Source organism: Brevundimonas sp. FV2ps16, from assembly GCF_058681075.1.
Genome location: NZ_CM178728.1, coordinates 1,138,453 through 1,154,915 on the forward strand (window position 1 = coordinate 1,138,453; position 16,463 = coordinate 1,154,915).

Below are 16,463 nucleotides of genomic sequence, written 5' to 3' on the forward strand. Positions count from 1 at the left end.
CGGACCCCGCCCTCTATATCAGCCGTCGTCCTGCGTCGATTGCCGCCTCTGCCCGAAGCTGGGGGCCGCCGCCTTCTGTTCGGCCCAGTAGTCGGCGCCCGTGGTCGGCTTGAACATGGTGCGGGGCGCGCCGTTACGGGCCACGACGGCGAAGGTGTTGGTCGAGGCCTGATAAATCAGGGTGTCGCCATTGGGCCGTTTCACCGTCTCGACGTCTCGCGGCGGCTTGGCGGTGAAGGCCGTGACCTTGTCCAGATAGTCCTCGGCCGAGGTCGCGCCGAAGTCGGCGCCGTTGCGGTCGTAGAGACGGGCGATCTTACCGTCGACGGTTTCGCGCCGCCCGGTGGTCAGGACGGGCTTGGCCGCCGCTGAACCCTCCGCCGTTTCCGTCGCGGTCATGGCCAGGCCGATGGGCGCCGCCTCGGCCGTCCGGTCCCGCGTCTGGACCGCCGAGGCGTTGTCGCAGGCCGCCAGCCCCATCATCATCAGCCCCGCAGCCGCCAGAGCTCTCGCCGCGCGCTGTCGCTGGTTCGCAGTCATTCCCGTCCCTCCGTCGAATACCCGCCTGACGGGATACAAGCACAACCTTTATGTTCCTGCAATGTTCTTTTCCGCCGTCTCGACGGCGTCGCGTGGGGCGGCTAGACCGAGGTCATGGACAATCGCTCCCTCTCGAACCGCAAAATCCTGCTGATCGTCGGCGGCGGCATCGCGGCCTACAAGGCGCTGGAGCTGGTGCGGCTGATCGCCAAGGCGGGCGGCCAGACGCGGGTGATCCTGACCGAATCCGGGGCCGAGTTCGTTACCCCCCTGTCGCTGGCGGCCTTGAGCGGCCATCCGGTGCGCTCGGGCCTGTTCCACCCCGACGACGAGACCAGCATGGGCCATATCGAGCTGTCGCGCTGGGCGGATCTGGTGGTGGTGGCGCCGGCGACGGCGGGCCTGATCGCCAAGGCGGCGAACGGCCTGGCCGACGACCTGGCCTCGACGACCCTGATCGCGACCGACAAGCGGGTGCTGCTGGCGCCGGCCATGAATGTGCGGATGTGGGAGCATCCGGCGGTCCAGGCCAATATGGAGCGGCTGAAGGCCTTTTCCGGCTTCCACGGCGTGGCGGTGGTCGGGCCGGACGACGGGGAGATGGCCTGCGGCGAATATGGGCCGGGCCGGATGGCCGAGCCGGCGGCGATCCTGGAGGCGGTTCAAGGCCTGTTGGCCGGTGCGGGGGGGCGGCCTCTTGCAGGTAAGCGCGCCGTCGTCACGGCCGGGCCGACTTTCGAACCGATTGACCCGGTGCGGGGCCTGACCAATCGCTCCAGCGGCAAACAGGGCTACGCCATCGCCGCCGCCCTGGCCGAACTGGGGGCGGAGGTGACCCTGGTGTCCGGACCCACGGCCCTGGGCGCGCCCGTGGGAGTGACGCGGATCGATGTGGAGAGCGCGCTGGAGATGCAGGCGGCGACCCAGGCCGCCTTGCCGGCCGACATCGCCGTGCTGTCGGCGGCCGTGGCCGACTGGCGCGTGGACACCATCGCCGGCGGCAAGATCAAGAAGGGGCCGGGCGGCCCGCCGACCCTGGCCCTGATCGAGAACCCCGACATCCTGGCCGGGATCGCCGCGCCGGGACCGAACCGGCCGACCCTGGTGATCGGCTTCGCCGCCGAGACCACGGAGCTGGAGGCCAATGCGCGCGCCAAGCTGTCGCGCAAGGGCTGCGACTGGATCATCGGCAACGACGTGTCCGACGACGTCTTCGGCTCGGACGGCAACGCCGTCCTGCTGGTCACCGCCGACAAGACCGAAAGCTGGCCGCGCCAGTCCAAAGCCGCCATCGCCCGGGGCGTCGCCGCCCGTATCGCCGACCATTTCACGAGCGTCCAATGACCACCGAGACCGCCATCCAGATCCTGCGCCTGCCCCATGCCGAGGGCCTGCCCCTGCCGGCCTATGAGACGGCGGGATCGGCCGGGATGGACCTGCGCGCGGCCGTGCCAGAGGATCAGCCAATGACCCTGGCGCCCGGCGCCCGCGCCCTGGTGCCCACGGGGCTGAAGATCGCCTTGCCGCTGGGGTTCGAGGCCCAGGTGCGGGCGCGCTCGGGCCTGGCGCTGAAGCACGGGATCACCTGTCCCAATGCGCCGGGCACCATCGATAGCGACTATCGCGGCGAGTGCGGCGTGATCCTGGCCAATATCGGCGCCGAACCCTTCGTCATCCGTCGCGGCGAGCGCATCGCCCAGCTGGTGATCGCCAAGCACGAGCGCGCCGACTGGGTCGAGGTCGAGGAACTGGATGAGACCGCGCGTGGGGCGGGCGGATTCGGGTCGACGGGGCGGTAGAGGGGAACGTTGTTGTGAAGGTTTGCGCTCTTTTGGCATCCAGCGTCTTGCTTATGGCTTGCGCCGAAGCAGGACCTGAGAACTGTGGCGTCGCGTTCTGTTTGCCAAAAGGAGCGACGTTCCTCAACGTCCAGCCTTGGGGGCAGAACACGATCATCTATTCGGCGTCCAGCGAAGGTCAAACCTTCATTATTCATGAGGGGCTTGGATTTAGGAATCATCACTCCACGGAGACACGGCTCAATCTGCCGATCGACTCCAAGGCAAGCTGGGGGATTGATGAGGGCGGGCAGGCCTATGTGAAAATCAAACCCCCAGGCGATCGATTTGTTGAAATCTATGCTGACTGTCACACGCAAGAGGCCTGTCATTTGCCAGATTTCGCCTCACAGCTCAGCGCTAAGCCGCTTTGAATACCAACACAGCAGCGCTTCTGGTGGCGCTTAGATTTTACCCGGCGCGTTGATTCGCTAAGGGCGCTGTGAATCGAAATGAAGACGGCGCGCCCGCCTTAAACCAGCGGCGCCGTGGTCTGCATCAGGCTGTCCTTGCGGCGGACGTGTTCGCGCCAGGCGGTGTAGAGGCCGCTGGCGGCGATGAGGGCGGCGCCGGCCAAGGTGGTGGCGCTGGGCGTGGCGTGCATCAGCCACCAGCCGAAGACGACGGCGCCGACGATCTGGAGATAGTCGAAGGGGGCGACGACCGCGACCGGAGCGGCGCGCAGCGAGGCCGTCATGAACAGCTGGGCCAGGCCGCCGGCGACGCCTGAGCCGATCAGCAGGCCGAAGGTGGCCGGGGCGTGCATCTTGCCCACGAAGACCAGCAGGATCGCGCCCACGACGGACGAGGCGGCGAAGAACCAGAAGACGATGGCGGCGACGTGTTCGGTGTCGCGCAGCTGGCGCAGGGTGATGGTCACGCCGGCCGTCAGCAGGGCGCCGGCCAGGGCGAAGCCGATCCCGACCAGGGGCACGGCGTGGCCCCCGTCTCCGGAGATCAGCGCCAGAGGCCGCATGACGACGACCACCCCGATAAAGCCGACCGCCACGGCGGCCCAGCGCCGCGGCCCCACCGCCTCCTTCAGGATCAGGAAGGACAGCAGGGTGGCGAAGATGGGCGAGGTGAAGCTGAGCGTCGTCGCGTCGGCGAGTGGCAACAGGGTCAGGGTCTGGAACAGGCAGAGAATGGAGACGATGCCCAGGGCGCTGCGCCCCGCCAGAGCCCAGGGGCGGCGGGTCGTCAGCCCGGCCAGGCCGCCGGGCTGGGTCAGCACCCAGATCACCACGACCGGCAGGCCGAAGAAGGCGCGGTAGAACAGCATTTCGGCCGCCACCACTCCGTCGAACGAGGCCAGTTTCAGCGTCGCCGTCATGATCGAAAAGGCGCCCGCCGCCGCGATCCTGAGCGCGATGCCGCCGGCGATGTCTTCGACGCTGGTACGGGCCTTCATATCGTCCTGTCGATCCTGCAACCCGGCTGCGGAGCCGGGCCGTGTCATGCGAGGGAGCCTTTAAGCATGGAGGACGTTAACCGTTACGAACCGTCCAAGCTTGGCCGGGGCCTTTTTCCGATTTTCTTTTGCAGGAGTGACGACGTGGAAAATCTGATCGATCAGATCGGCGACTTCCTGAGCGGAATCGCGGGTCTGGCCAGCGCCGGCTTCGACGGCGTCAACCAGGTGGTGGGGCTGATCATCGCCATCATCGCCGCGCTGCTGATGGTGGATTGGCGGTCGCTGGCCTCGACGGCCCTGGGCGCGACCCTGGTGCATCTGATCGTGCTGGCGATCCTGCCGGTGCTGAACGGGGGCGAGTTCGCCTTGCCGGCCCTGCTGACGGTCGGTTTCTGGATGACGGCCCTGGCCCTGTTCCTGGGCTATGCGATCGTCATCGCCATCTTCTTCTTCATCAAGACCCTGCTGACGGGCGCCGCGTTCGGCCGACGCCGGGTCGTGCACTGAACTGAGTGGGGCCTATCGCGCTTCGCGCGACTTGAGGCCGAAAGGCCCCCCTCTCCGTAATCCTCGGGTCAAGCCCGAGGGTGACGATGCGTGAGAGGCGCTCAAGCGGTGAGCGACCGCGTCGCGAGCGTAGCGCGGCGCGAAGCGCCCCTAAACATCAAGCCTGCCTGAAGCCCAGCACGTCCTGCATGTCGTACAGGCCGGGTCCGCGCGTGCGGACCCAGGCGGCGGCGGCGACGGCGCCCTTGGCGAACAGGGAGCGGTCGATGGCCGAGTGGCTGAGCGTCAGGACCTCGTCCTCGGAGGCGAACAGGACCGTATGCTCGCCGATGATGCCGCCGGCGCGGATCGAGGAGAAGCCGATCTTGCCGCTCTCGCGCTCGCCCTGGACGCCGTCATAGGGTTTGGAGCGGATGTCGGCCAGGTCGGTGAACCGGCCCTCGGCGGCGGCTTCGCCCAGCATCAGGGCGGTGCCGGAGGGGGAATCCACCTTGCGGCGGTGGTGGGCCTCGGTGATCTCGATATCCCAGTCCTGGGCGTCCAGACGCTGGGCCGCGTGCTGGACCAGGCCGATCAGGATGTTCACGCCCAGCGAGAAGTTGCCGCTCTTGACGATGGCGATCTTCTCGGCCGCCTTCATCAGCTCGGCCTCCTGTTCCGGGGTAAAGCCGGTCGAGCCGATGACCAGGCTGGGACCGCCGCGCTCGGCCGCGCCCTGGGCCAGGGCCAGAGAGGCGTCGGGCGTCGAAAAGTCGATGATGACGTCGCACAGCGAGATGTCGGCCGTCTCGCCCCAGTCGAAACGGGCGGCGACGACCACGTCTTCACGGGCGTCCAGCACCTGGGACACCGCGCGACCCATCCGGCCACGATAGCCGGAAATTCCGGCGTGGAAGATTGCGCTCAAGCCGCGTTCTCTTTCGACCCGTCCGCATCCTGATTGCCCAGGATGTCGGCCCAGAAGCGCTTCGCCTTGCCAGCGAAGCTGGAGTTGCGTGGGTTCTGCCCCTCGCCGAACGACAGGGCAAGCTCTTGCAGCAATTCCTTCTGACGCGGGGTCAGGTCAGTGGGGGTCTCGACGAACAGTTCGACCACCAGATCGCCGCGCGCGCGGCCGTTCAGATGGGGCATGCCCTTGCCCTTGATGCGGACCGTCTTGCCGGTCTGGGCCCCGGCGGGCACGGCGACGGCGGCCTTGCACTTGCCGTCGCAGGCGTCGGACACCAGGCAGGGAGCGTCGATCTCGCCGCCCAGGGCGGCGACGGTCATCGGAACCGGCACGGTGACCAGCAGATCCAGGTTGTCGCGCTCGAACAGGTCGTGCGGCGTCACCGACAGGAAGACATAAAGATCGCCGCGCGGGCCGCCGCGCTGGCCGGCGTCGCCCTCGCCCGACAGGCGGATGCGCGAGCCGTCGTCCACGCCGGCCGGGATCTTCAGGTTCAGAGTGCGGGTCTTGCGGACCTGGCCGTGGCCGTGACAGGTGGTGCAGGGGTCGGCGATCATCTGGCCCGCGCCGTGGCAGCGGGGGCAGGTGCGCTCGACCTGGAAGAAGCCGTTGGCCTGGCGCACGCGGCCGGCGCCGTTGCAGGTGGTGCAGGTGACAGGCTTGGTGCCCGGCTTGGCGCCCGAGCCTTCGCAGGTCTCGCAAGTCATGGTGGCGGGGATGTCGATCTCGACCTCGGCGCCCTTGTAGGCCTGCTCCAGGCTGATCTCGAGATCATAGCGCAGGTCCGAGCCGCGGCGCGGCCCGCCCTGCTGGCCCCGGCCGGCCTGGCGACCGCCGAAGGCGTCCCCGAAGGCGTCGCCGAACACCTGGGAGAAGATGTCGTTGATGTCGGAAAAGCCCTGCTGGCCCTGGCCGAAGCCGCCGCCCGCGCCGCCGTTCACGCCCGCGTGGCCGAACCGGTCATAGGCCGCGCGCTTCTGATCGTCCGACAGGACCGTATAGGCCTCGGAGATTTCCTTGAACTGGGCCATCGATTCTTCCGAGCCGCCGTTGCGGTCCGGGTGATGGATCATGGCCAGTTTGCGATAGGCCGATTTCAGGCCGGGCGCGTCGATCGTGCGTTCGACGCCCAGAATCTCGTAATAATCACGCGCCATCGGGCGTCAGTCCTCATTACTTCCCCTGCCGCTTCCCTCGGATCTCTGTGGATCCTGGAGGAAGACGGTGTCCCGGCTGACATGGGGGCCGGGACGAATGATGCAAGTTTCATGAAAAGGCCCCGCCTATCGCAAGACAAGCGGGGCCGTATCATTTCGCCGACCTGTTGCGGATCAGGCGCTCTTCTTTTCGTCGCCCTCGGCGTCCGAGACGTCCTCGAACTCGGCGTCGACCACGCCGTCGTCGGCCGGGGCAGCGTCGCCTTCGCCGGCGCCCTGTTGCTGGGCGTACATGGCTTCACCCAGTTTCATCGAAGCCTGGACCAGGGTGTTGGTCTTGGCGCGGATGTCCTCGGCGTCCGTGCCCTCGCGGGCGGTCTTCAGCTCGGCCAGGCCGGTCTCGATCGCCGTCTTGACGTCGGCCTCGACCTTGTCGCCGTGTTCGGCCAGGGCCTTCTCGGTCGAGTTGATCAGGCTGTCGGCGGCGTTCTGGGCCTCGACCAGGTCCTTGCGAACCTTGTCGGCGGCGGCGTTGGCCTCGGCTTCCTTGACCATCTTGTCGATGTCGGCGTCCGAAAGGCCGCCGTTGGCCTGGATGCGGATCGACTGTTCCTTGTTGGTCGCCTTGTCCTTGGCCGAGACGTTGACGATGCCGTTGGCGTCGATGTCGAAGGCGACCTCGATCTGCGGCATGCCGCGCGGCGCCGGCGGGATGCCCATCAGGTCGAACTGACCCAACATCTTGTTGTCGGCCGCCATCGGGCGCTCGCCCTGGAAGACCCGGATCGTCACGGCCGACTGGTTGTCGTCGGCGGTCGAGAAGGTCTGGCTCTTCTTGGTCGGTATGGTCGTGTTGCGTTCGATCAGGGGGGTGAAGACGCCGCCCAGGGTCTCGATGCCCAGGGTCAGGGGCGTCACGTCCAGCAGCAGCACGTCCTTGACGTCGCCCTGCAGAACCCCGGCCTGAACGGCGGCGCCCAGGGCCACGACTTCGTCAGGGTTGACGCCCTTGTGCGGCTCCTTGCCGAAGAAGGCCTTCACGGCCTCCTGCACCTTGGGCATGCGGGTCATGCCGCCGACCAGGACGACTTCGTCGATGTCCGAGGCCTTCAGGCCGGCGTCGGCCAGGGCCTTCTTGCACGGCTCGATGGTGCGGGCGACCAGGTCGTCGACCAGGGCCTCCAGCTTGGCGCGCGACAGCTTGATGTTCAGGTGCAGCGGGCCCGAGGCGTTCATGGTGATGAACGGCAGATTGACCTCGTACTGAGTCGTGGAGCTGAGCTCCTTCTTGGCCTTTTCGGCTTCTTCGCGCAGGCGCTGGAGGGCCAGCTTGTCCTGGCGCAGATCGACGCCCTGTTCCTTCTTGAACTCGTCGGCCAGATAGTCGGCCAGGCGCACGTCGAAGTCTTCACCGCCCAGGAAGGTGTCGCCGTTGGTCGACTTCACCTCGAAGACGCCGTCGCCGATTTCCAGGATCGAGACGTCGAAGGTGCCGCCGCCCAGGTCGTAGACAGCGATCTTCTGGCCTTCGTTCTTCTCCAGGCCATAGGCGAGCGCGGCCGCAGTCGGCTCGTTGATGATGCGCAGGACTTCAAGCCCGGCGATCTTACCGGCGTCCTTGGTGGCCTGGCGCTGGCTGTCGTTGAAATAGGCCGGGACGGTGATGACGGCCTGCGTCACCTTCTCGCCCAGATAGGCCTCGGCGGCCTCCTTCATCTTGATGAGAGTGAAGGCCGAGATCTGTTGCGGCGAATAGTCCTTGCCGTGGGCGCGAACCCAGGCGTCGCCGTTCGGGCCCTTGACGATCTCATAGGGCACCATGCCCTTGTCTTTCGCCACGACGGGGTCGTCGAAGTTGCGGCCGATCAGGCGCTTGATGGCGAAGAAGGTGTTGGCGGGGTTGGTGACGGCCTGACGCTTGGCCGGCTGACCCACCAGGGTCTCGCCGCCGTCCTGAAGGGCGACCACCGACGGGGTGGTGCGGGCGCCTTCGGCGTTCTCGATCACCTTGGGGTTCTTGCCGTCCATGACGGCCACGCACGAGTTGGTGGTGCCGAGGTCGATGCCGATAATCTTGGCCATGGGCGTACTATTCTCTCCGTGTGGCGGGCGATGCGGCGGCCTTCGACGAAGCGCCGCGCGTGACCGCCCCCTGTGGGTTGGCGTGATAGATGCCGGATAGCCCCAAACTTCTCGGGGTTTCTCCGAAGCTGGCCCCGATATGGGAAAGTCCCATAGGGCCGCAAGGGCGTTCTGCGATTCAGCGATGCGGCGGAACCGGTTTTCGCTCAGGATGAGGCCATGTCCGCGATTTTAGAGGTCAAAACCGCCGTCGAGGGCTTCCGCCTTTGGCCCGCCGCCCTGGACGCCCAGGCCCAGGCCGATCTGGTCGATGCGGTGTTCGCGCGGCTGGAAGAGGGGCCCTTTTACCGGCCGCAGACGCCAGGCGGGCGGCCGTTCTCGGTGAAGATGAGCAATTTCGGGCCGCTCGGCTGGGTCTCGGACCGGGGCGGCTATCGCTATCAGCCGACGCATCCGGAGACGGGACGGGCTTGGCCGGATATTCCGCCGGTGTTGCTGGTCCTGTGGGACGCCACGGTCGGCGGGCCCCAGCGGCCAGACGCCTGTCTGGTCAACCTGTACCGCGAGGGGGCGAAGATGGGCTTGCACCAAGACAAGGACGAGGCCGATCTGGGCGCGCCGGTCCTGTCGGTGTCGCTGGGCGATGCGGCCATGTTCCGCATCGGCGCGGCCGAAGGCGGGCGCACCACAGGGCTCAAGCTTGAAAGCGGCGACGTCTGCGCCCTGACGGGACCGGCGCGGCTGGCGCGGCACGGGATCGACCGCGTGCTGGAGGGCTCTTCGCGCCTGATCCCCGGCGGCGGTCGGCTGAACCTGACGCTGCGGGTGGCGGGGTGAAGACGCCCGCCTTCGTCAGTCCTCGATGACGTCGTGGGCGCCCGCGCCGCCCAGGCGCCAGTAGCCGGCGGCCTTCATGGACTTGGCCGAAAAGCCCAGAGCTAGCAGGTGCGTCCGCAGGGCCTTGGCGACGGTGGATTCGGCGGCGATCCAGACATAGGCGTCCTTGCGATCCACGTCGTCCAGGGCGGTATCGACCGCCGAAAGCAGGGCCTCGGCCCGCCCGCGCGGCGCGCCGTCGCGGACGGCCCAGGTCACGGCCACCTCTGCGGCGCTGTCGAAAGTCCATGTCGAATCCACGTCCGCGACCTCGACCACCACATGGGCGCGGGCGCCGGCGGGCAGTTCTTCCAGACGGCGGGCGATGGCGGGCAGGGCCGTCTCGTCGCCGATCAACACATGGTCGGCGAAGGCGGTCGGCACGATAAGCGATCCGCGCGGCCCCCCGACGCCCAGGGCCGAGCCGACCTTGGCCGCCATGGCCCATTCCGTCGCCGGGCCGCCGTGGCCGACGACGAAGTCCAGCGTGAGGCGGCGGGCGGCGGCGTCATAGGCGCGGGGGGTGTAGTCGCGCGCCACGGGACGGGGCTCGGGAAAGACCGGGCCGTCGGGGCCCAGGGTCGGCAGGACCGGCGCCTGACCCTCGGCGACCGGGAAGATCTTCACATGGTCGTCGAAGCCCAGGGAGACGAAGCCGTCCAGATCCGCCCCCTCCAGCACGATACGGCGATAGGCCGGGGTCAGGTCCTGAACCGAGGCCACCGTCAGGGTGCGGAACTTCAGTTCGTGCCGCACGCGGCGGGGAACACGGAGGGCGTCGGTCATGCCTGTTCCACCTTGTCGGCGGCCTCGGCCAGGATGGCGGCGATGGCCTGGACCTGAGCCTCGGTCAGGGCGGTCTCGCCCGTCAGACGGCCGTGGATCGTGTGACGAAGGCGGCCAATGGCGTCCTGGATGGCGGTCGGCCGCAGGGCGCGGGCGGCGAACTTGTCCATCGTCGCCTCGGCGGCGCGCAGGACCTCGGCGTTCTCGGCCAGCAGGGCGCGGCCGGCCTCGGTGATCGAATACAGCTTCTTGCCGCCGTCGGCCTGGGACGCCAGAGCGCCCATCTCCTCCAGCAGGGTCAGGCTGGGGTAGATGACGCCGGGGCTGGGCGAATAGGCGCCGCCCAGTTTTGTCTCGACCGCCTTGATCAGTTCGTAGCCGTGGCTGGGCTTCTCAGCAATCAGCGACAGCAGCACCCAGCGCAAGGTGCCGTGGTCGAACAGGCGCGCGCCGCCGCCGCGTCGGCCGTGGCCGGGACCACGTCCTTCGCCGCCTTCCCAGCCCGGCCCGAAGCCTGCGCTGCGTCCGCCGCGCATCCCGCGCCCGAAGCCATGACCGAAGCCGCGCCCAAACCCGTGGCCGCCATTGCGGCCGTGTTTCTCGCCGCATCCGTCGCGGCGCCCTCCGAAGATCCCCTTGGATCGCATTGTCGATTCCTTTTAGATATATCTATTCACGAACAGTTCGATATATCTGAATGAACAAATGCACAAGAGGGCTGGCGTTCGGACGTCGGCTGCGGCGTAAATCGCGAATGGATGATCTGAAGCGCCGCTGGACCCGCCTTGAACCCCATCTGACCGTTGTCGGACCCGACGACGACCGGCCCCGGCCGGCGGTGCTGCTGTTCCACGGCTGCGGCGGTCTGCGCGACCATCTGCCCCGCTACGCCGAGGCGGCGAAGGCGGCGGGCTGGCGGGCCTTCATCGTCGATTCCTACGGCCCGCGTGGTTGGGGGCGCGCCTTCACCCTGACGGCGGTCTGCACCGGCCTGGCCTTCCGGGGATACGAACGGGGCGGCGACGTCCTGGCGGCCATCCAGGGGATTTCGGCCCGACCGGACGTGGACGCGACCCGGCTGACCCTGGCCGGCTGGAGCCACGGCGGCTGGTCGATCATGGAGATGATGAGCGCCGACCCCGCGCCCAACACCCTGGGTGTCGCCGATCCCGGCGCGGCCGACCTGTCGGGGGTGCGGGCCGTCTGGCTGGCCTATCCCTATATCGGGCCGTTCGCCTTCAACCGGATGAAGCCCTGGCGGCACTGCCCCAAGGTTCTGGCCGTCACCTGCAAGCGCGATCACCTGACCACGGTGCGCAACGCCGAACAGGTCAACGCCATGATCCGCAACTGCGGCGCCGAGGTCGAAAGCTGGATCGCCGCCGGCACCCACGCCTTCGACGAACCGACCAACAACGGCCCGATGCGCCACGACCCGGACCTGACCGAGGACTCCCTGCGCCGCTTCCGCGCCTTCCTGACCGACGTCGCGCCCCACGTCTGAAAAGAACTCGGACGGCGCCTTGACGCGCGGACCATCACGTAACAATTGAAGTTACATGAAAAGGGATTCCCGCCTCTCGAACATCCTTCACGCCCTGCTGCACATGGCCGAGCATGAGACGCGAACCGGCGCGCCCATGACCTCGGACCAGCTGGCCGTCTGCCTGTCGACCAATCCGGTCGTGGTGCGCCGAACCATGGCCGGCCTGCGCGAGCAGGGGCTGGTGGCTTCGGAAAAGGGGCATGGCGGCGGCTGGCGGCTGGCCCTGCCGCTGGACCAGGTGACCCTGGGCCAGGTCAACATGGCCCTGGGCGAACCCGGCCTGTTTCCCGAAGCCCCGCCTGTCGAGGCCGACGGCTGCCTGGTCGAGGCGGCGGTCAACGACGCCCTGGCCGAGACCTATGCCGCCGCCCGCGCCCTGCTGGTCGCGCGACTGAACGAGATCACCCTGGCCGATCTGGCGGCGGACTTCGCGCGCCGGATGGCTGAACACCCCAAGAGGGATTTGCTGAATGCCCGTCTCAACGCCCATCGCCCCAAGTGAGCCCACGCCGCACGACGCCCTGATCATCGGCGGCTCCTACGCCGGCCTCTCCGCCGCCCAGCAACTGGTCCGGGCCCGTCGCCGGGTGCTGGTCATCGATGACGGACGGCCCCGCAACCGTTTCGCCGCCCGCGCCCACGGCGTCCTGGCCAACGACGGCCGACCGGGCGCGGAGATCACGGCGGCGGCGCGGTCGCAGGTCGCGGCCTATCCCACCGCCGCCTTCCGCATGGCCGAGGCGGTCGCGGTCGAGCGGATCGACGGCGGCTTCTCGGTCGCCTTCGCCGACGGCACGCGGACCCGGGGACGCCGGCTTTTGCTGTCGCATGGGGTCGAGGACGTCCTGCCCGATATTCCAGGCGTCAAGGAACGCTGGGGCCGCTCGGCCCTGCACTGCCCCTGGTGCCACGGCTACGAGATCGGCGGCGGCCCCATCGGCGTGCTCGGGCGCGGCGACCATGCGGTCCAGTACGCCGCCACCGTGGCGGAGTGGGGCCAGGTGACCCTGTTCATGGGGCTGGAGGTCGGCCTGTCGCCGGAGGACGCCCATCTGCTGTACCGGCGCGGCGTGACGATAGAAACCACGCCCATCGCCCGGCTGGAGGGCGAGGCCCCGACCCTGACCGGGGCCCGGCTGACCGACGGCCGCTTCGTGGAGCTGAAGGCCATCTTCGTCGGAGCCAGCGTCCGCGTCGCCAGCCCCTTCGCCGAGCGGCTGGGCTGCGAGATGATCGACACGCCGATGGGCCGGGTGATCAAGGTGGACGCCATGCAGGCGACGTCCCAGCCGGGCGTCTTCGCCGCCGGCGATCTGGCGCGGGCCGCGTCCAACATCACCCTGGCGACCTCGGACGGCATGCTCGCCGCCTATGGCCTGTTCCGCTCGCTGATCGAGGAAGAGACGGCGCGGGCCTAGCCTAGGCCGCCTGTCCGACCTAGCCGATGGTCGCCTCGATGGTGATTTCCGCGCGCACCGAATGGGCCATTTCGCAATGTTCGTGGGCGGAATGGTGCAGGGCGTCCAGCTCGGCCTGGTCCGGCTGGCGGCCGGAGAAGGCGGTCACGGGTCGAAGGGCGACGCGGGCGAGATACCGGGCGCCCGCTGCGTTCTTGTCCAGTTCGCCGGAGGCCGCATCGCGATAGGAGTCGACCACCAGACCGGCGTTGGCGGCCAAGGCCAGGAACCACAGCATGTGGCAGCTGGACAGGGAGGCGACCATCGCCTCCTCCGGATCGACCGCCGAGGCGTCCGACAGGGGCAGGGGCACGCCGGCGGGCGACGACGACCCGGGGACCACCGCCCCGCCGTCGAAGGTCCAGCTGTGGGCGCGGCTGTAGCGCTTGTCCGTGAAGAGCTGATCGCCCCGCATCCATTCGATGGTCGCCCCGTGCGCGCTCATGGTCCGTCTCTCTGTCCGTTGACCTCGAACCTATAGACGATCGGCGTTCGGACCTCGACGTCCAAAGCGCGTGAGGAGGGTCACCCTCTCCAGAAGCCCACGATTGTCTTGACCTCTTCCACCACCGGGTCGGCGACCTCGGCGGCGCGTTCGGCGCCGTCCTTCAGCACGCGGTCGATCTCGGTCGGGTCGTCCATCAGGCGGCGCATCTCGGCCGTGACGGGGGCGAGGGAGGCCACAGCCAGGTCCGCCAGGGCCGGCTTGAAGGCGCCGAAGCCCTGGCCGCCGAACTGTTCGATCACCTGTTCGCGGGTCAGGCCGGCCAGGGCGGCGTAGATGGCCACCAGGTTCTTGGCCTCGGGCCGGTCGTTCAGGCCGTCCAGGGTTTCCGGCAGGGGCTCGGGATCGGTCTTGGCCTTGCGGATCTTGGCCGCGATGGTGTCGGCGTCGTCGGTCAGGTTGATGCGGCTGTTGTCGGACGGGTCCGACTTGGACATCTTGGCCGCCCCGTCGCGCAGGGACATGACGCGCGTCGCCGGCCCCTGGATGATGGGCTCGGGCACGGGGAAATAGCCGGGAACGCCGAAGTCGTTGTTGAACTTGGCGGCGATGTCGCGGGTCAGCTCCAGATGCTGTTTCTGGTCCTCGCCGACCGGCACCTCGGTCGCCTTGTACAGCAGGATGTCGGCGGCCTGGAGCACGGGATAGGTGTAGAGGCCGACCGAGGCCCGTTCCTTGTGCTTGCCCGACTTCTCCTTGAACTGGGTCATCCGGTCCAGCCAGCCCAGGCGGGCGACGCAGTTGAAGATCCAGGCCAGTTCGGCGTGGGCGCGCACGGCCGATTGCGGGAAGATGATCGACTTGGCCGGATCCAGGCCCGAGGCCAGATAGGCGGCGGCGATCTCGCGCGTCTGGGCGGCCAGCTTCTCGGGCTCTTGCCAGACGGTGATCGCATGCAGGTCGGCGACGAAGACGAAGACCGGCGCGCCCTGGTCCTGCAGTTCGACGAACCGCTTCAGCGCGCCCAGATAGTTGCCCAGGTGCAGCGCGCCGGAGGCCTGGATGCCGGACAGGATGCGGCGCGGGCCGGTGTAGAGGGCCGGGGGAGTTTGGTCGGTCATGGATTCGGGTCTCGAAAAGTCAGGGTCAGGCGGGGCGAAGGGTGCGGCGGTTCAGTCGCGCCATCGCCGGTCGAAGATCGGGCCCGAAAGGATCATGGCTCGCGCTTATCGCCTTGGCGGGGTTCAGTCCAGACCGGACATGGCCGAACCGCCGGGCTCGCGGCGCAGCGTCGCCTTCAGCTCCGCCACGGTGACGGCGCGGAAGGCCAGCAGGCAGGCGCCATAGACGCCGGCCCCCAGGCCGCAGACCGCCAGGACGGCGATCTCCTTGGCCAGCAGCACCTGGCTGAGCAGTTCATAGTTGATCCCCGCCAGCAGCAGCAGGCCGGCCATGACCGCGCTGGCGGCCAGGACGCGGGCGATGCGCGAGACGAAGGCCGGCGACGGCCGCCAGGCGTTCTCGCGGACCAGAACCCCGGCCAGCAGGCCGACATTGATCCAGGCCGAGGCGCTGGTGGCGATGGCCAGGCCCAGCACTCCGTCCCAGCCCAGAGCGCCGAACCAGAAGAACAGGCCGGAGCCCAGGACGACGGTGATGATCACGGCGGCGACGGCGAAATACATCGGCCGGCGCGTGTCCTCGCGGGCGAAGAAGGGCGGGGTCAGAACCTTGGCCAGGACGAAGGCCGGCACGCCCCAGGCGAACTGGCGCAGCACGTCGGCGGTGCGGGCGGCGTCGGCGCTGGTGAAGGCGCCGCGCGTCACCGTGGCGTCGATGATGAAGAAGGGAATGACGAACAGGGCCACGGCGGCGGGCAGGGTGAAGGCCATGGCCAGGTTGATCCCGTCGTCCAGCGTCTTCTGCCCGCCCTCGTGATCGCCCGAGACGAAGGCCCGCGTCAGGCGCGGCACCAGGGCCAGGCCGATAGCCACCCCGACCAGGCCCAGCGGCAGCTGATACAGGCGGTCGGCGTTGTACAGGACAGAACGGGCGCCGGCGTCCGACCCGGCCAGGACCTGGGACACGACCGAGTTGACCTGCATGGCCCCCCCGGCCATGGCGCCGGGCACGGCCAGGGCCAGGGCGCGCTTCACATTGGGCGTCAGGCGCGGCAGGCCCAGCTTCAGCTTCACGCCCAGACGGCGCACCCCCCACCACAACAGACCGGCCTGGATCACGCCCGATACCGTGACGGCGGCGCTGGTGGCCAAAAGCACGGCTTCCGGCGAAACCGTCAGCACGAAGCCGCTAATCAGCGGGGCCAGGGTGCACAGGTTCAGGAACACCGGCACCGCCGCCGACAGGGCAAACCGCCCGCCGGTGTTGAGCACCCCCGACAACAGGGAGGCGATGGTCATACAGGCCAGATAGGGCATGGCCAGCTGAGTGGCGATCACCGCGACCCGCATCACCTCGGCGTCGTCCTTCCAGGCCGACAGCAGCAGGGGCACGATCCAGGGCATGGCGACCTGCAACAGGATGCAGAAGGCCGCGACCACGGCGAACATGAAGGACATGGCCTCCGACGCCGTCACCGCCGCCGCCGCGTCGCCGTCGCGCGTCTTGACCCCGCCATAGACCGGCACGAAGGCCTGGGCGAAGGCGCCCTCGGCGAACAGGCGGCGGAACATGTTGGGCAGCATCAGGGCCGTGGACCAGACGTCCATCAGCGCGCCCTGGCCGAAGTTGGCCGACAGGGCCAGGTCGCGTCCGAAACCGAGCAGGCGGCTGCCGAGCGTCAGCGTGGACTGAACCAGGGTGTTGCGGGCGAGGCTCATACTGACCGGGAGGAGGAAGGCTGGGG

18 protein-coding genes are annotated in these 16,463 nt (G+C 68.5%); 8 read left to right on the plus strand and 10 right to left on the minus strand.

Translation table 11 applies throughout. From position 1 onward, the window contains the following. Nucleotides 1-18 precede the first annotated feature (18 nt). A complete protein-coding gene (locus ACW170_RS05385) occupies nt 19-540 on the minus strand; it encodes an S-type pyocin family protein (RefSeq protein ID WP_492088638.1) in 522 nt (173 codons plus the stop codon). Nucleotides 541-654: 114 nt separating this feature from the next. Between ACW170_RS05385 and coaBC the strand changes: the two genes are divergently transcribed. Genes coaBC through ACW170_RS05400 form a run of 3 tightly spaced genes read left to right on the plus strand, consistent with a single transcriptional unit; the run spans nt 655 to nt 2,752 of the window. Then, nucleotides 655-1,884: a bifunctional phosphopantothenoylcysteine decarboxylase/phosphopantothenate--cysteine ligase CoaBC gene (gene coaBC / locus ACW170_RS05390; RefSeq protein WP_492088639.1), complete on the plus strand. Its 1,230-nt coding sequence runs from the start codon at nt 655-657 to the stop codon at nt 1,882-1,884. Beyond that, the gene (dut, locus tag ACW170_RS05395) at nt 1,881-2,339 is read left to right on the plus strand and encodes a dUTP diphosphatase (protein ID WP_492088640.1); all 459 of its coding nucleotides are present in this window, start codon (nt 1,881-1,883) and stop codon (nt 2,337-2,339) included. Before coaBC ends, dut begins: the two co-directional genes overlap by 4 nt. Nucleotides 2,340-2,392: 53 nt before the next feature. Beyond that, nucleotides 2,393-2,752 (plus strand): hypothetical protein, encoded by a 360-nt coding sequence (locus ACW170_RS05400; RefSeq protein WP_492088641.1) that lies wholly within the window; start codon nt 2,393-2,395, stop codon nt 2,750-2,752. 98 nt (nt 2,753-2,850) lie between these two features. On the opposite strand, the gene ACW170_RS05405 is transcribed toward ACW170_RS05400, so the two are convergent. Next, nucleotides 2,851-3,789 carry a DMT family transporter gene (locus ACW170_RS05405; RefSeq protein WP_492088642.1) on the minus strand — a complete coding sequence of 313 codons (939 nt, stop codon included), beginning with the start codon at nt 3,787-3,789 and terminating at the stop codon, nt 2,851-2,853. A 144-nt stretch (nt 3,790-3,933) separates the two neighbouring features. On the opposite strand from ACW170_RS05405, the gene ACW170_RS05410 reads away from it, so the two are divergent. Next, nucleotides 3,934-4,299 (plus strand): hypothetical protein, encoded by a 366-nt coding sequence (locus ACW170_RS05410; protein WP_492088643.1) that lies wholly within the window; start codon nt 3,934-3,936, stop codon nt 4,297-4,299. A 157-nt stretch (nt 4,300-4,456) separates the two neighbouring features. On the opposite strand, the gene dapB is transcribed toward ACW170_RS05410, so the two are convergent. The 3 genes from dapB to dnaK all read right to left on the minus strand — a co-directional run bounded on the left by dapB (nt 4,457) and on the right by dnaK (nt 8,487). Then, the gene (dapB, locus tag ACW170_RS05415; protein ID WP_492088644.1) at nt 4,457-5,206 is read right to left on the minus strand and encodes a 4-hydroxy-tetrahydrodipicolinate reductase; all 750 of its coding nucleotides are present in this window, start codon (nt 5,204-5,206) and stop codon (nt 4,457-4,459) included. Then, the gene (gene dnaJ, locus ACW170_RS05420) at nt 5,203-6,405 is read right to left on the minus strand and encodes a molecular chaperone DnaJ (RefSeq protein WP_492088645.1); all 1,203 of its coding nucleotides are present in this window, start codon (nt 6,403-6,405) and stop codon (nt 5,203-5,205) included. The genes dapB and dnaJ overlap by 4 nt, the downstream gene beginning before the upstream one ends. Before the next feature lie 174 nt (nt 6,406-6,579). Further along, on the minus strand, nt 6,580-8,487 hold the full coding sequence (gene dnaK / locus ACW170_RS05425) for a molecular chaperone DnaK (protein WP_492088646.1): 1,908 nt from the start codon (nt 8,485-8,487) through the stop codon (nt 6,580-6,582). A 219-nt stretch (nt 8,488-8,706) separates the two neighbouring features. On the opposite strand from dnaK, the gene ACW170_RS05430 reads away from it, so the two are divergent. Further along, complete coding sequence (locus ACW170_RS05430) at nt 8,707-9,324, plus strand: alpha-ketoglutarate-dependent dioxygenase AlkB (RefSeq protein WP_492088647.1); 618 nt, start codon at nt 8,707-8,709, stop codon at nt 9,322-9,324. 15 nt (nt 9,325-9,339) lie between these two features. On the opposite strand, the gene ACW170_RS05435 is transcribed toward ACW170_RS05430, so the two are convergent. Beyond that, complete coding sequence (locus ACW170_RS05435) at nt 9,340-10,149, minus strand: siderophore-interacting protein (protein WP_492088648.1); 810 nt, start codon at nt 10,147-10,149, stop codon at nt 9,340-9,342. Next, nucleotides 10,146-10,796, minus strand: a complete 651-nt coding sequence (locus ACW170_RS05440; RefSeq protein ID WP_492088649.1) for a PadR family transcriptional regulator — start codon at nt 10,794-10,796, stop codon at nt 10,146-10,148. Before ACW170_RS05440 ends, ACW170_RS05435 begins: the two co-directional genes overlap by 4 nt. 107 nt (nt 10,797-10,903) lie before the next feature. On the opposite strand from ACW170_RS05440, the gene ACW170_RS05445 reads away from it, so the two are divergent. The 3 genes from ACW170_RS05445 to ACW170_RS05455 are packed head-to-tail and all read left to right on the plus strand — an operon-like array spanning nt 10,904 to nt 13,113. After that, nucleotides 10,904-11,653: a dienelactone hydrolase family protein gene (locus ACW170_RS05445; RefSeq protein ID WP_492088650.1), complete on the plus strand. Its 750-nt coding sequence runs from the start codon at nt 10,904-10,906 to the stop codon at nt 11,651-11,653. Nucleotides 11,654-11,708: 55 nt separating this feature from the next. After that, nucleotides 11,709-12,197, plus strand: a complete 489-nt coding sequence (locus tag ACW170_RS05450; RefSeq protein ID WP_492088651.1) for an Rrf2 family transcriptional regulator — start codon at nt 11,709-11,711, stop codon at nt 12,195-12,197. Then, a complete protein-coding gene (locus ACW170_RS05455; protein WP_492088652.1) occupies nt 12,166-13,113 on the plus strand; it encodes an NAD(P)/FAD-dependent oxidoreductase in 948 nt (315 codons plus the stop codon). Before ACW170_RS05450 ends, ACW170_RS05455 begins: the two co-directional genes overlap by 32 nt. A 19-nt stretch (nt 13,114-13,132) precedes the next feature. Here the strand turns inward: ACW170_RS05455 and ACW170_RS05460 are convergent, their stop codons facing one another. The 3 genes from ACW170_RS05460 to murJ all read right to left on the minus strand — a co-directional run bounded on the left by ACW170_RS05460 (nt 13,133) and on the right by murJ (nt 16,437). Beyond that, nucleotides 13,133-13,597 carry an OsmC family protein gene (locus tag ACW170_RS05460; protein WP_492088653.1) on the minus strand — a complete coding sequence of 155 codons (465 nt, stop codon included), beginning with the start codon at nt 13,595-13,597 and terminating at the stop codon, nt 13,133-13,135. A gap of 80 nt (nt 13,598-13,677) precedes the next feature. Beyond that, complete coding sequence (trpS, locus tag ACW170_RS05465) at nt 13,678-14,718, minus strand: tryptophan--tRNA ligase (RefSeq protein ID WP_492088654.1); 1,041 nt, start codon at nt 14,716-14,718, stop codon at nt 13,678-13,680. Between the two features lie 123 nt (nt 14,719-14,841). After that, nucleotides 14,842-16,437, minus strand: a complete 1,596-nt coding sequence (gene murJ, locus ACW170_RS05470) for a murein biosynthesis integral membrane protein MurJ (protein WP_492088655.1) — start codon at nt 16,435-16,437, stop codon at nt 14,842-14,844. Between the last annotated feature and the right edge of the window lie 26 nt (nt 16,438-16,463).